Consider the following 14,260-nt stretch of genomic DNA (forward strand, 5'->3'; position numbering starts at 1 on the left):
ATCCTCAATTCTGTGTTCCGGTGTTCTTGGTCTGTACTTCTACGCGCATTCCATCGACCAAGTAGTCCGGTGGGCTTGCGACGACTGCGTCACTCTTCGAAATTCCACTCGTAATCTCAATGGTGTCACCGAAATCGCGTCCGAGCGCTATCTCCTTTAGTCGAATCTCGCTTTTGTCCGTTACTATGGCGACCTGGGGGCCCGCAGCCTGATAGAGGACCGCTCCAGACGGAATGATCAACGAAGGTACCGGCACTGAAGGACGGAGATGTACTTCGGCATAGGCTCCCGGCATCAACTGTCCGGATGGATTTGGCACGTCGATTTCAGTAAGCAGAGTGTGAGACGCGGCGTCGATCGCGTGGCTGCTACGAACAACGCTTCCTTGAAACTGTTTTCCGGGAAGAGCCGTAAGTTCGAGTGTTGCGCTAAGGCCATTGGCAATCTGTTCGCTATAGTTCTCAGGTACAGAAACAAATACCCTGACTGTATCGATCTTCGAGATCCGGAAGAGTTCAAATGTGGCTCCTCCGTTCCCCGCGTTCACGAGATCTCCGATATCGGTCCTGCGCTGCGTGATAATTCCATCAAATGGAGCAACGACGCGCTCGAATCCCTGCATCTGTTGAAGGCGGTTTACGTTTGCATTCGCTGCTTGCAGGTTTGCCTTTTGTGCTTCTAGATTTTGGTTGTTTTGATCGACATCCTGCTGCGAGACGGCATTGGTGACAATAAGTCCCTGATATCGTTTTGCCGTAATGCTGGCAAGAGTGAGATTGGCCTGCACCTGGCTGAGACTGGCGCGCGCCTGGCTTAGCTCTTGATCGACCTCGGGTGATTCGATGACGGCGAGCAACTGGCCTTGACGGACATGCGTTCCGATATCCGCATACCAGTGAGCGACATAGCCGTTCGTTCGCGCATAGATAGGCGAGTCTGAAAATGCCTGGATCGTACTCGGCAATGCCAAGTCACTACTGGGTGCTCCGCTCTGCGGATGAATCACAGAGACAGGCTCTACCTGTAGTGCATACGTTGTCACGGCAAGTTTGTTGCTCGCCTGCGCGCGGAGAACCAGTGCAACTGCGCCGACTAGGCAAAGTACCACCGGAGCCAGAAGAAAAAGCCGCACGCCGCTTCTCTTGCTCGAGGGTGAATGAGGAACGAGCAGCGTGTTCTCTGTTACAGGAGTTTCGCTAGGCATTGGCTGCCTCCAAATCTGTTTTGGGAGATTTTGAATTCTGTCGGATCATGGCAAAGATTATTGGAACAAAGAAGAGCGTTGAGATGGTAGCAAATAACAGACCACCGATTACGGCGCGACCAAGAGGAGCGTTTTGCTCTCCGCCATCACCTAACCCAAGCACCATTGGGATCATGCCAATGATCATTGCCATCGCAGTCATGATGACGGGGCGAAGACGCGTGGCTCCTGCCTCCAGCGCCGCCTTGAATGCGTCCTTGTTCTCTGCGAAATGTTCGTTCGCAAAGGTGATGACGAGAACACTGTTAGAAGTGGCGACACCGATGCTCATGATTGTTCCCATCAGCGCAGGCACACTTAATGTTGTGTGTGTAAGAAAGAGAAACCAACAGATGCCAGCCAACGCTGCGGGCAGCGCCGTGATAATGATGAAAGCCTCTGTCCAGGATTGGAAGTTGACGACAAGGAGTAGATAGACCAGAGCTACAGCGAACGCAAGCCCATAGAAGAGGCCGGTAAAGGACGATTGCATGGTAGCAACTTGACCACGAGTTACGATCCGGCTGCCTCTTGGAAGTTTCTTCGAAACATCCGCCACGACTCGCTGGACGTCATTTGCAACTCCGCCGAGGTCGCGTCCCTGCACACTGCCATAGATATCCACGACGCGCTGAACATCATAGTGGCTGACCACGGCCGGCTCGGACATCCTCGTCATAGTGGAGAGGTTCTCGAACAGCTGTGGAGCCGGAACACTAGGAGAGTTCACTGGTATATTGCCAACCGCATCAATCGAATCGAGCTTGTATTGCGGAGTCTGTACCGCAATGTTGTAGGAGACGCCGTTCTTTGGATTGAGCCAGAAATTAGGGGTTGTCTGAAAACTCGAACTGAGCGATACCAGTACGTTGTCCGCAACATCACGTTCCGTCAGACCGACCTGCTGAATTCGTGTTCGGTCGATGTCATATTGCAGTCGAGGTTGATCGACGAGCTGCTGAATATGGACATCAACGGCTCCTGGTACGGCCCGTATCTTCTCGGCAATCTGAGCGGCGATCGCGAAGTTGCCTTCAAAATCATTGCCGACAATCTGAATATCCAACGGAGCGGGAACGCCAAAGTTTAGTGTCTGACTAACGATGTCAGCGGGCTCAAAAGAGAATGAAGTCCCAGGGAACTGCTTGGGTAGATTCTCTCGCAAGCGAGAGACATAGTCCGCAGTGGGATGGTGTTTTGCACTTAACGAGACGAGAACCTCAGCATCGGCATTTCCGACTGTGCCACTGTTGCTGTAGGAGAGATTGATACCACTAGTGGGCAACCCGATGTTGTCGAGTATGCCATCCGTTTCGCCGGCGGGAATCTGAGTTCTGATATAACGATCAACCTGATCGACGAGACGTGCTGTCTCCTCTATACGGGTGCCCGTCTTCGCTCGCACATGCAGGCGAAACTGGCCTGCATCCACATAGGGAAAGAAATCTCTTCCAAGGAGTGGGATCAACAGCAGGCTTAACAAACAGAAGGCCAGGAAACAACTCGCAAAAATCTTTCTTTGCTCCAGGCATTGCGTTAAGAGGTGAAGATATCTATCGCGAAGCGCCTCAAAGCCGCTTTCGAAGCGCTGGTGGAGGCGGCCGAAGCGGCTGAGGGGACGGTTCCCTGCTATGAGGCGGTGTTGCTCAACCTCCTTCGGGAGCAGGAACATCACCAGCGTTGGAACGATTGTGCGAGAAAAGAAATAGGAAGCTAGTAAAGCAAATACTACTGCTTCAGCAAGAGGTACGAAAAGGTATCTAGCTACTCCAGACAAGAAGAACATCGGGACAAAGACGATGCTGATACATATCGTGGAAACGAATGCCGGAACCGCGATCTCCTGGGCTCCGTCGAGAATTGCTTGATACAACTCCTTCCCCATGGCTACATTGCGCTGCATATTTTCGATCTCGACGGTCGCATCATCAACCAGAACGCCTACCGCAAGAGCCAGACCACCCAGGGTCATGATGTTGATGCTCTCTCCCAAAGCGCTGAGGGTGAGCAGGGAGGTAAGAATCGAGAGAGGGATCGACACGCAGATGATCAACGTGCTTCGCCAGCTTCCGATAAAGACGAGGATCATGATGGAAGTAAGGCAGGCCGCAATCAACCCCTCTCGAACGACTCCGTTCAGAGAGGCTTTTACGAAGATCGATTGATCTGCGAGTGGATGCATCACAAGCTCATTGGGGAGGGTGGCTGCAATACGCGGAAGAACGGCGCGGATTCCGGCAACGATGGCGAGTGTTGAGGCACTGCCCGCCTTTTCGATCGTCAATAACGCGCCCCGCTGCCCGTCCTGTCGCACAATATTCTGCTGAACTGCGAAACCATCCCGGACATTTGCTACATCGCGGATGAAGATGGATCCACCGTTTACCGTTTTTATTGGCAGAGCATTGAGCTGGTCAACTGTAACTGGGGTCCCGTTCAATCCAATGTTGTATTCCGTTTTGCCAATCTTGGCGGTGCCCGAAGGCACAATGACATTCTGCGCGTTCACGGCATTGACGACATCGACGGGCGAAAGCCCTTTCGATTTCAGCTGAGAAGAATCGATATCCACCATGATTTGGCGGACCTTTCCTCCATAGGGCAGTGGTACAGCGGCTCCGGGAACTGTGGCCAACTGGGGTCGAATAAAGTTCGATCCAAAGTCGTTAAGTTGTTGTTCAGAAAGGCCCTTGCCGCTGAGTCCAAGTTGCAGGATTGGAACGGTCGACGCACTATACTGAATAATTAATGGGGGCGTAATGCCAGAAGGTAATTGCTTGAGAGTCGCTTGAGCCTCTGCCGTAACCTGGGCGATTGCTCCATCTACGTTCGCCTGCGGCTGCAGGTAAACCTTAATGACGGAGACACCGTTCAGCGACTGAGATTCAATGTGTTCAATGTTTCCGACGGTCGTCGTCAGAGCCCGTTCGTAGATGGACGTGATGCGCCTTTCCATCTCGGTAGGAGACAAGCCATTGAACGTCCAGATGATACTCACCACGGGGATATTGATGGACGGAAAGATGTCCACGGGCGTTCGCATCATCACCGGACTGACCAGAAAGAGGAGAAGTGCCAGAACGACAAACGTGTACGGTCGTGAGAGCGCGAGCCTAACGATCCACATCTCTTGAACCTCCTGAGGGTGTTTTGACTAACAACTTGCCGCGGCTCCATTTCGCGACGGCCTTACCGTGCGAAGGAACTCTTCTCCATCAATTGGCTTGTACAAAAATGCAAATGCACCTTGAGCAAGAGCGCGGCTGCTAACCTTATCATCCGGATGAGCCGTAACGAAGATGGCAGGCCGCGTAGGAAGGGTAGCCACCAGTCGTCGCTGTAACTCGCAGCCATTCATCCCAAGCATTCGGACATCAGTAACTAGGCAATTTACAGAGTCGAGTTTTCCTGGTTGAAGCGCTTCTTCGGCTGAACTGAATGGTCTGTCCTCTATCTCAACCGCATAAAGCAGATGTTCCAGCGACTCTCGCACGCATGCATCGTCATCTACCAGGGCGACGATGCAATGTTGCTGATGGTCTTCCACCGATGGCTCTCCTTCGACTAACAATGTGATCGTAGGAGATTGATTAGCAGCTGCCAATTATCGTTTTGTATTAGACCCTAGCTCTTTGGAATGCCAAGCTTTCCCGCAATTCGCACGATATCCGCGAGAGATTGCGGCCATTTTCTTCATGATTTGGCCTCTGTGGATACGAATGGTGATATCACTGGTACCTAATTCCCATGCCGTCTCCTTGTTCAACAGACCCGAGACAACATACGGAAGGACCTCGCGCTCTCTGGGAGTGAGCAGCAAGTATCGTTTCTCTATCGCATTGAGTTCCGCGCGTTTTTTAACCGTAGCTCGCCGTCGAGACGAACAGCGCTGTCGATGTCGTGAAGCAATTCTTCTGGCTCGAAAGGCTTTGAAAGGAATTCCATCGCACCGGCTTTCATGGCCTTGACAGCTGAGAGGATGTCCCGTGACCAGCAAGGAAAATGATGGGAGGATTTTCACGCCGAACTTTAGCCGACATTCCGACTGTGCGCGGGATGGAAGTTATAGGTGCCTTACCTCGGTGTTGAAATAGCCCCCTACCTATCTATCACCGCGAGTTTCGAGGTGAGCGAGATAAGTCGGTCTATGAAAGTATGTGAACCCCATCTCGAACATGCTTGAGGCAATACTTGAAATTTCCTGTAACGAGCCAAGCCCAGCTTTATTGGCAAGAGAGAGGAACGGAATATCCTTCGGGTCTGGACCGCGATGAATCGAGGTATCGGGGTCCGGAAGATGCAAACTCTCTTCGATCAAAAATACAGTCATAGAGGAGAGAGGCCAGAGCATCTAAATTTTCACGTCGTACGATCTCCCGATATCCATCGACAATCCACGGACTGGTTACAGCCTGGATCTGGCCATCGAACAACTAATCTATAACGAGCTTGCCCTGTTAGCAAAACAGTTTTCTCCGCTAGACAAAATTTTCAATACCTTGGAGCCACGGTTCGAAATTCTCGAAGGAATACTTGGCACATGCGAACGAGAAACATCAGGCAGTTTGTCATTCCTCACCTCTTTCATGTAGCCAAAACGGCTACGGAGAACAACGGCTCATGCACTCTTGGAGGGCCGATTGTATGTATTGCCGGTTATGCTGGGTTATTGTTGTCCCAATTCGGGCCAATAAAGAATTGGCTATAGGTCATTTTTCATGTAAAGACGCTATTGTTTTTAATAACCATGGATTAAGAATTAGCTTGTTAGCGTTTTTCGCAATGAAGAGTTAGTGGTCGATCCCTCTCAACTACACCAAAAATCTAGCAGTCGATTTGATTTGAGGAGCGACAAAAACAAAATCGAACTATCGAGAAACATCAGGCGGTTTGTCATTCCAGGCACAAGCAATTTTCTGGCGCATTTTCGCCTTTTTAATCCTTCTTCTCAATGGAGAACTTTTCGTCGGTTTTTGGATCGATGATTACCTTCTAAAGACTGCGGAGAGTGCCTCAAGTAGGACCATTACTACACACCAAAGGAATGCGACCGTTACTAGAATGGCTCCTGTGCGATGAAGCCAAGTCAGTGTTTGCTTGGACGCACTCTTTTTGCTTCTATGGTGCAGATCAACTCTTAGTTTGGAACTAACCGGTCGCATTGTTAGTTCTCAAACTCATCGGATCGTGAAGGCAAAACATCCTTATCTCGCGCGACCCAGACGTACAGAGTGGGTAAAAGGAAGATGCTGATGAGGAGGGCTGTAATTAATCCGCCGACGATAACAATGGCGAAAGGGCGCTGAGAGTCAGACCCGATGCCGTGAGACATGGCAGCAGGCAGTAGTCCGAAGGTGGCCACGAGCATGGTCATCATGATGGGCCGCAGGCGTAGCACGGCGCCTTCGACCGCCGACTCTTTGATAGTCATTCCGTTGGCCCGCAGTTGATTGATGTACTCAAGCATGATGACTCCGGTTTGCACGCAAACGCCAAAGAGAGCAAGAAATCCAACGCCGGAAGAAACGCTGAAGTGCGTGCCTGTAATAAGCAAGGCCAGCAGGCCGCCTACCGGCGCCATGGCAACGCTGGCAAGAATCAGCATGGCCCACTTGAAGGACTTATACATCGAATACAGGATGATGAAGATCAGTAATACGGTAAGCGGCACGATGATCATCATTCGCTTCTGAGCGCGCTGTTTACTCTGGTACTCGCCTTCCCATGCGATGCGATAACCACGAGGAAGCTTGACCTGCTTATTGACTTTATCAATTGCTTCTTCAACCGTACTACCGAGGTCGCGGCCTCGGACACCAAATTTGATGGCAACGTAACGCTGGTTATTTTCGCGAAAGATCTCTGAACCTTCGTCACTCTCCTGCACGGTACAGAGTTGATCGAGCGAGACGCGCTCGCCGGAAGGAGATAGAAGACGAATATTGCGGATCGCTTCCTTGGTATCGCGATATTGCGGAAGATAACGCATTACCAGGTCATAGCGCGCTTCTCCGCGCAGGACCTGTGAAAGAGCGGTACCACCGACGGCGGTTTGAATGGCATCCTGCACATCGGCGATGTTGATCTGAAAGCGCGCTGCCTGTTTGCGGTCGACCGTAAAATTAAGATCCGGCTGGCCGGTCACCTGCAGGATGCCGAGGTCGGTGATTCCCTTGATTCGGCTCATAACTGCCGCAGCCTGCTCGGCCTCATTTTCAAGCACGTGGAGATCATCGCCGTAGATTTTGGTTGCGAGCTGACCTTTGACTCCGCTGACGGCTTCTTCCATGTTGTCTTCGATTGGCTGTGAAAAGCCCCAGATGGCACCAGGAAGTTTTTGGGTCAGCTGTTCATTCATGGCGGCAATCAGAGAGTCCTTATTGCCATGAAAGACAGGTCTCCACTGCTCCTTTGGCTTCAGATCGACGAAGTACTCTGTGTTGAAGAAGCTAGTGTGGTCCGTACCATCATCGGGCCTTCCTGTCTGACTGGTGCACTGTGTCACTTCGGGGAAGGAACAGAGAAGGATGCGTGCTTCATTAGTGATACGAATGCCTTCGCTTGGCCCCGCGCTTTGCGGGAGGATGCCGCGCACCCAGAGTGCGCCTTCATCGAGGTGAGGCAGGAACTCGGAACCAATCACACCACTAAAAGCCAGAATAACGGCAATTAGCAATGCGAAGAGTGCGCTGCTTACGGTCACCCAACGATGCTCGATTGCCCATGTAACACTCCTGCGATAGTGCGCAGTCAGGAAGATCATCACTGGGTTGTGCCACTCTTTGGCTCCTTTACGAAAGAGGAAGCTGGCAAGCACCGGTGCAATGATGATGGAAAACAGTAGTGCCCCCAATAACGCGAAAGCGACTGTCCACGCCATCGGTTTGAAGAGCCTTCCCTCGACCGCTTGCAGCGTAAAGATGGGCAGATATGCAGAAATGATGATGCCAATGGCATAGAAGACAGGCCGCTGTACTTCGTGCGCCGCCTCTGCGATGCGGACGATTGGCGGTCGGCTGTCCTCCTGTCTGTGGCCGAGATGACGGACGATGTTCTCCACCATCACGACAGCGCCATCAACGACCATACCGAAATCCAACGCTCCGAGCGAAAGCAGATTGGCCGGAATATGTTTTAAGTCAAGGCAGATAGCTGCAAACAGAAGGGAGAACGGTATTGTGATGGCAACAATGAAAGCGCCACGCACATTGCCGAGGAAGAGAAAGAGAATGATGACAACGAGAATGATACCCTCGGTCAAGTTATGCAACACGGTATGTGTCGTGAAGTGCATCAGGTCGCTGCGGTCGATAAAAGGGACCAGCTTCACGCCCTGTGGAAGGATGTGGTCGTTCAGCTCCTGCACTTTCTGATGAATGCCTTCAAGCACCGGCTCGGCGTCGGCGCCCTTTTGCAGTAGAGCGATTCCCTCAGTTACATCCGGGTTATCAAGGATCTTGCCGTCCTGACGATGGATGACATGTGCTACCTGACCGAGGCGGATCTTTGCTCCTTGCGAGACGGTAGCGATGTCCTTAATACGAAGGGCTGTACCGTTCTTTGTAGTGACTACAGTGTTCTCGATGTCCTGAATATTGCGGACGAGGCCAACTTCACGAATGTTGATCTGCTGAAGGCCGGCCTCGATGAAACTACCGCCGGCATTGGCATTATTGTTGGCGATCTGCTGCTCTACTTGCGAGATACTGAGCCCATAAGAAATCAGTTTCTCTGGGTCGATGCGAACCTGGTATTCACGCGTGGGGCCACCGAAGGAGTTGACGTCGACGACTCCTGGGACTGATTTAAGATTCTTCTCGACAACCCAGTCTTCAAGCGATTTGAGCTCCATCGCGTCGTATTGCGGATTCGAGCTCTGCAGAGTAAAGAAATAGATCTGGCCGACCGGGCTCCAGTCAGTTCCCATCTGCGGAACGACTCCTGTAGGGAGTGTGACCTGCGAGATTCTTTCGAGCACACGCTCGCGGTTTTCAAAATTTGTTGTCTCTTCACCGAATACCATTTCGACGGTCGAGAGGCCAAAGAGCGACCAGGAGCGGACATGAGTTACCCCGGGGATGCCGTTGACCGCGACCTCGATGGGGATAGTGACCTGTTGCTCCATTTGTTCGGCCGAGATTCCGGGCCACTGTGTAATTACGTCAACATAGTTATTGGCGACGTCGGGATATGCCTCCACCGGTAAGTTGTGGAAAGAGATCATGCCCCAGCCGAACAGCAAAATCGCAACCGCAAGTACAAGGAAGCGATTTTGTAGCGAGAAGTCGACGATCTTGCGAATCATCGCGCCTCCAGCATCGCTTCCATCTGCAGCGCACGGGCGACGACCTGTTGGCCTGGGTTCAAGCCTGAGATGATCTCTTGCCGATCACCTTCGAGCATCGAGCCGGTATTTACCTCCACTCGACGGAACTGCGTACCACCCGACGGTATGAAGACCCATTGACGATCGTGCAGATGCAAAATCGCAGTGGTGGGTACAACAGCACGCACTTCCTTCGTGTTGCTTTCAAGCGTTGCTGTAACGAACATACCGATCTTCAGGATTCCCGGATTAGCCACCTCAATGCGGACTTTGGCTGTGCGAATGCTGGGGTCAAGTACGGGGCCTATGTCGCTGATGCGACCCATCAACACTCTGTCCGGATACGCGTTGAGTCGGATCTGCGCTGATTGTCCTCGTTGTATTTTGGGAAGGTCGTTCTCATAGACATCGCAGAGAATCCAGACTACGGACAGATCGGCAATGGTGAAGGCGTTTGATGAGCCGGAGAACGTCACGCCCGCAGCTGCACCATTGGTCACATTCTGCGCGACGATGACCCCCGAAATCGGCGCATACACATTAACAAGGCTCGATGGATGATCCTTGCGGGCGCCGAGTGTTTCGAGTTGCTGTTCGGCTGCATGTAGGTCGGCTTGCGCATCTTTCTCTATATCTTCGGCTTGCTCCAGCTGGGCTTGCGAGATTGCACCGTGAGTGTAGAGGTCCTTAGCACGGATGTAGGCCCGGTTCGCAAGCTGCTCGTCGTTAACAGCTTTCAGATAGGTGTCATACGCGTTGGTGATGTCCGGGCTTTGGACGCGCAATAGAAGGTCGCCCTTCTTTACATTGTCGTCAAGCCTTGCTTTGATATCTACGACACGTCCGCTGGCTAGAGAGATGACCGGAACCTCGCGTGAGATGTCAGGGGCCACTGTGCCAGTAACGTTGAGTTTGTTTGCCGTTTCGAATCTCTCGGCGACAACTAGAGGGAACTGCCCCAATTTGTCGACGCTCACCACGTCGTTGTTGCCGTTCTCAATTACCTGCGTTGTTGGAGGCGCACCATCGACAGGATTGAATTTCTTCTCGCACGCTGTCAGCAGAAAACATATGCTTAGACTGCAACTAAATTTCAAAATAGACTGGCTTGTCACGGGATCACCTCACGCCCGACGGCAAGATTCAGTTGACCGGTCGCCGTCAGATACGAGCCAATCAGCTGCGCGTACGCCAGTTGCACGCCGCGGTAGTCACTTTGCGCATTGAGAAAATCCATCAGCGATGCACCGCCGTGCTGCCACGAATAAGTGACCGTGTCACGCACGCGCAGTGCTTGCGATAGGTATTTATCTTTGTACGGCCGTAACAGAATGACATTGCTGTTCACAATTGCATAAGCAGAATCCACATCGCTGAATACCTGAGCGCGTGTCGCTTCCGAAAGTTGCTGATTGCGTCCAATGTCAAGCTGTGTGCGTTGCTTTTCGCCCTGGTTGCGATCGAAGATGCGCAGCGGGATGCTCACGCTGGCTCCTATTGTCTGATGTGCGTATTGATTGTTAAACGACGGATTGTAGGTGTACCAGCCGCCGAAGGTTGGATCTGTGGAACCGTTCGCGGCAGCCAGCTTGTGATTCGTCGTCGCCTGCTGAATCGACTCAAGCGCAGCTTTCAGGTCCGGACGGGTGTCGAGCGCGGTCTGGCGATAGGTGTCGAGCGACTCCAGCTTGTCAGAAAAGTCGAAGGCACCTTGCACGTCGAACTGTTCCACGGGGGTACGGTCGTTCAACAGCTGCAACAGCTGAATCTTTGCAGTGCGCAGATTGACTTCGGCGGTCTGCAGGTCGGACTCATACTGCACACGTAGGAGTTCGATCCTGTCCAGATCAATCTGCGCCAAATCACCACTCTTGAAGCGTGCACGGCTCATTTCAATGATCTTGTCGTAGTACTCCAGTTGTTGGTGTGAGATGTCCACGATCGTTTTGGCTTCAAGAGTCTGTACAAATTGTGTTCGTAGAGTAAAGAGCAGGTTGCGTTCGAGGTCCTCATGCAAAGAGGTTGCAATTTGAGTACCTTCCTTGGCGCTCTCGAGCCGCAATTCTCGTTTGTGCTGACGTTCATGCAGGTAAGTAACAGCTGGTGACACCTGCGTGCCCGCGGTTGGTTTCCATATTCCTTGATACCGCGCAATCTGTGTGCCGTCGCTTGATAATGTGAGGCTCGGATTTGGCCGCAGGAAAGCAGTGATCTCTTGCGCCTTCATCTCATCTACATTGATGGCGTCAGCACGCAATGTAGGATTGGCTGCTTCAAATCTGCTTCGGACCTGATCCCACGTATAACTCGTCTGAGCATACGAATACTGACCCCACAGAACAAAGGCACAGACGACAATATTTGATAAGAGGTAGGAGAACGTATTGTCACGATGGATTGGCTTCATTGCACGGTCGCAGGCTTTGTTGCAAAAATGTCTGCAATTCGTAGCATGATGGCTCTGGCTCGTCGCGACTATCCTATCTTCCAGGTGGCAAGGCTATCTTTCAGCCGAGAGGGTATTCCGGGACAGGTTTCGCAGATAATGAAAGAACGATCATGCTTTCACTTTTGTTTCAAGGAAGCAGAACTTCGGTATCGGTCCGCGCGGGGCTTCTTATTGCCGCAATTGCGGTTCTTGATCTGTGTCTGGCCAAAGAGCTGCCGATGGGCTTTTTGTACCTGTTACCCATGCTGATGGTGGGCAGGGTCTTCGGTCCATGGTCTATTGGTGTGGTTGCCTTACTGTGCACAGCGCTTACAGAGATCTTCGATGCCTTTGCCTGGAACCTGCGGACGGGGTTGCCGCGCGATGCGCTCTATTTCGTAGCATTTTTCTGCGTCGGGCTTTTTGTTTACGAAGCGAATCGCAATCGTCAGATTGTCCTTGGCCACTTACATGAAATTGAACTGCAGCGCGATGCTCGGCTCGCAGCAGAAGAGCAACTTCGTGTACTAATCGAGAGTAGTCCAGCCGCGATTATTACCGCGGACGCGGACGGATGCGTGCTGATGGCGAATCAGGCAGCGCACCGCATGCTGTCACTTGCGCCGCTGTCGCTTCCTGGCCGATCTATCCACTATTATTTCCCGTCGTTGGCTAACATCTCCCGTCGAGACTCTAGTCATCAGTTACTGCGCGCTGTTATGCAAGCGCGTGGACAGCGCGACGACGGCGAAGTATTTCTGGCAGATATCTGTTTTTCCACTTATCAGACCGGCAATGGTTCTCGTATGGCAGCAATGATTCTCGATACATCCGAAGACCTGCGCTCTCGCGAAGAGTCGAGTCTGCATCAGATTCTCGCCGGGTCTCGAATCGTTGCCAGCGCACTATCGCATGAGATTCGCAACATCTGCGGCGCTATCGCAGTGGTGTATGAGAATTTTTCGCGCAGCGGTCTACTTGTGCAGAACAAAGACTTCGAGGCATTGGGTAATCTAGTCCTCGCACTTGAGAAGATTGCCGATGTCGACTTGCGCCAATCGACCGATCAGGTCACAGCTGTTGACCTTACCTCCGTGCTCGAAGATTTACGCATCGTAATTGCGCCATCGCTTCGAGAGGAGGGGATTGCCAGTACATGGAACTTGCGGCCAGACCTGCCGCCAGTCTGGGCCGATCGCTCCAGCCTGCTCCAGGTTTTTCTGAATCTCGCCACCAATAGCATTCGGGCACTCTCAAACAGTAGCGATAAACATCTGACAATTGCCACGGTTGCTGAAGGGCACCGTATACTTGTCGAGTTTACCGATAGCGGTGGCGGTGTTGAATACCCTGAGCGACTGTTCCATCCATTTCAGCAAGGAGCTCAAGCCACTGGTTTAGGGCTCTATGTGTCACGTGCCTTCATGCGTTCGTTTGGTGGTGAACTGCGTTACAGACCGTTACCTGACAGCGCTTGCTTCGTTATTGAGCTAACGCCTACTGTTAACGGGAGACCGCATGAGTGAACTCCTTCGCATCTTGCTGATCGATGATCATACACTTTTCCGTGAGAGCCTTGTACGACTGCTTGAAGCTGAGCCCGGTTTTCAGGTAGTAGCCCATTGTGCCACGGCTACAGAAGCTGCAGAGCTAATTAAGGGCACTGTAGTTGATATTGTGTTGCTCGATTACGATCTTGGAGAAGAGGTCGGCACGACTCTACTTGAAAAGATCCGCATGCATAAGGATAAGCCGAAGATTCTGATGGTTACTGCCGGCATGCGTGACAGTTTGATACGCAATGCGTTGAGCGCAGGCGTTTCCGGCATTATCTTCAAACATAGCGGCCCCGGCCAGCTCATCGAAGGGATCCATAAAATTGCGCGTGGAGAGATGTGGCTCGATACAGGTGCTATTCGCTCACTGATCGCCGTAGATGAAGTGCCAGCCTCTTCGCATACGCCATCTCTAACTGCACGGCAGTATCAGGTGCTGCGCGGCATACTTGACGGTTTAACTAATAAGGAAATAGCGTCAATCCTTGGAGTTTCGGAGACTTCAGTCAAAGCCGTTATCCAGGAGCTTTTCCATAAAGCTGGCGCAAGGACGCGCAGTCAATTAGTTCGGATTGCAATCGAAGAGCATTCAACAACTTGGCTAGCGGAAGATCATTAACAATAAATAGGCCAGCAGTCTGACACAAAAAGTAAATGCCCTGCATGTCCACAATGCTGGCACCGTCGATATGCCAAACCGCTGAGGC

General features: G+C 52.0%; 9 protein-coding genes. 2 read left to right on the plus strand and 7 right to left on the minus strand.

Going from position 1 to position 14,260, the window contains the following annotated elements:
• Nucleotides 1-4 precede the first annotated feature (4 nt).
• From H7846_RS06980 to H7846_RS07010, 7 genes are all read right to left on the minus strand, one after another.
• Nucleotides 5-1,204 carry an efflux RND transporter periplasmic adaptor subunit gene (locus H7846_RS06980; protein ID WP_186695755.1) on the minus strand — a complete coding sequence of 400 codons (1,200 nt, stop codon included), beginning with the start codon at nucleotides 1,202-1,204 and terminating at the stop codon, nucleotides 5-7.
• Nucleotides 1,197-4,370 carry an efflux RND transporter permease subunit gene (locus H7846_RS06985; protein ID WP_186695756.1) on the minus strand — a complete coding sequence of 1,058 codons (3,174 nt, stop codon included), beginning with the start codon at nucleotides 4,368-4,370 and terminating at the stop codon, nucleotides 1,197-1,199. Before H7846_RS06985 ends, H7846_RS06980 begins: the two co-directional genes overlap by 8 nt.
• Before the next feature lie 27 nt (nucleotides 4,371-4,397).
• Nucleotides 4,398-4,790: a response regulator transcription factor gene (locus H7846_RS06990; protein ID WP_186695757.1), complete on the minus strand. Its 393-nt coding sequence runs from the start codon at nucleotides 4,788-4,790 to the stop codon at nucleotides 4,398-4,400.
• 57 nt (nucleotides 4,791-4,847) lie between these two features.
• Complete coding sequence (locus H7846_RS18110) at nucleotides 4,848-5,264, minus strand: LuxR C-terminal-related transcriptional regulator (RefSeq protein ID WP_370561371.1); 417 nt, start codon at nucleotides 5,262-5,264, stop codon at nucleotides 4,848-4,850.
• A gap of 1,143 nt (nucleotides 5,265-6,407) precedes the next feature.
• Nucleotides 6,408-9,548 carry an efflux RND transporter permease subunit gene (locus H7846_RS07000; protein ID WP_186695759.1) on the minus strand — a complete coding sequence of 1,047 codons (3,141 nt, stop codon included), beginning with the start codon at nucleotides 9,546-9,548 and terminating at the stop codon, nucleotides 6,408-6,410.
• Complete coding sequence (locus H7846_RS07005) at nucleotides 9,545-10,684, minus strand: efflux RND transporter periplasmic adaptor subunit (protein ID WP_255460899.1); 1,140 nt, start codon at nucleotides 10,682-10,684, stop codon at nucleotides 9,545-9,547. The genes H7846_RS07000 and H7846_RS07005 overlap by 4 nt, the downstream gene beginning before the upstream one ends.
• Nucleotides 10,681-11,976, minus strand: coding sequence for a TolC family protein (locus H7846_RS07010; RefSeq protein ID WP_186695760.1), 1,296 nt, complete (start codon nucleotides 11,974-11,976; stop codon nucleotides 10,681-10,683). Before H7846_RS07010 ends, H7846_RS07005 begins: the two co-directional genes overlap by 4 nt.
• Nucleotides 11,977-12,128: 152 nt before the next feature.
• Between H7846_RS07010 and H7846_RS07015 the strand changes: the two genes are divergently transcribed.
• A complete protein-coding gene (locus tag H7846_RS07015) occupies nucleotides 12,129-13,523 on the plus strand; it encodes an ATP-binding protein (RefSeq protein ID WP_186695761.1) in 1,395 nt (464 codons plus the stop codon).
• Entirely contained in the window at nucleotides 13,516-14,172 is a 657-nt protein-coding gene (locus H7846_RS07020; RefSeq protein ID WP_186695762.1) for a response regulator, read from the plus strand. The genes H7846_RS07015 and H7846_RS07020 overlap by 8 nt, the downstream gene beginning before the upstream one ends.
• The last annotated feature ends 88 nt before the right edge of the window (nucleotides 14,173-14,260 follow it).

It is taken from the genome of Edaphobacter sp. 4G125, assembly GCF_014274685.1.
Taxonomy (GTDB): domain Bacteria; phylum Acidobacteriota; class Terriglobia; order Terriglobales; family Acidobacteriaceae; genus Edaphobacter.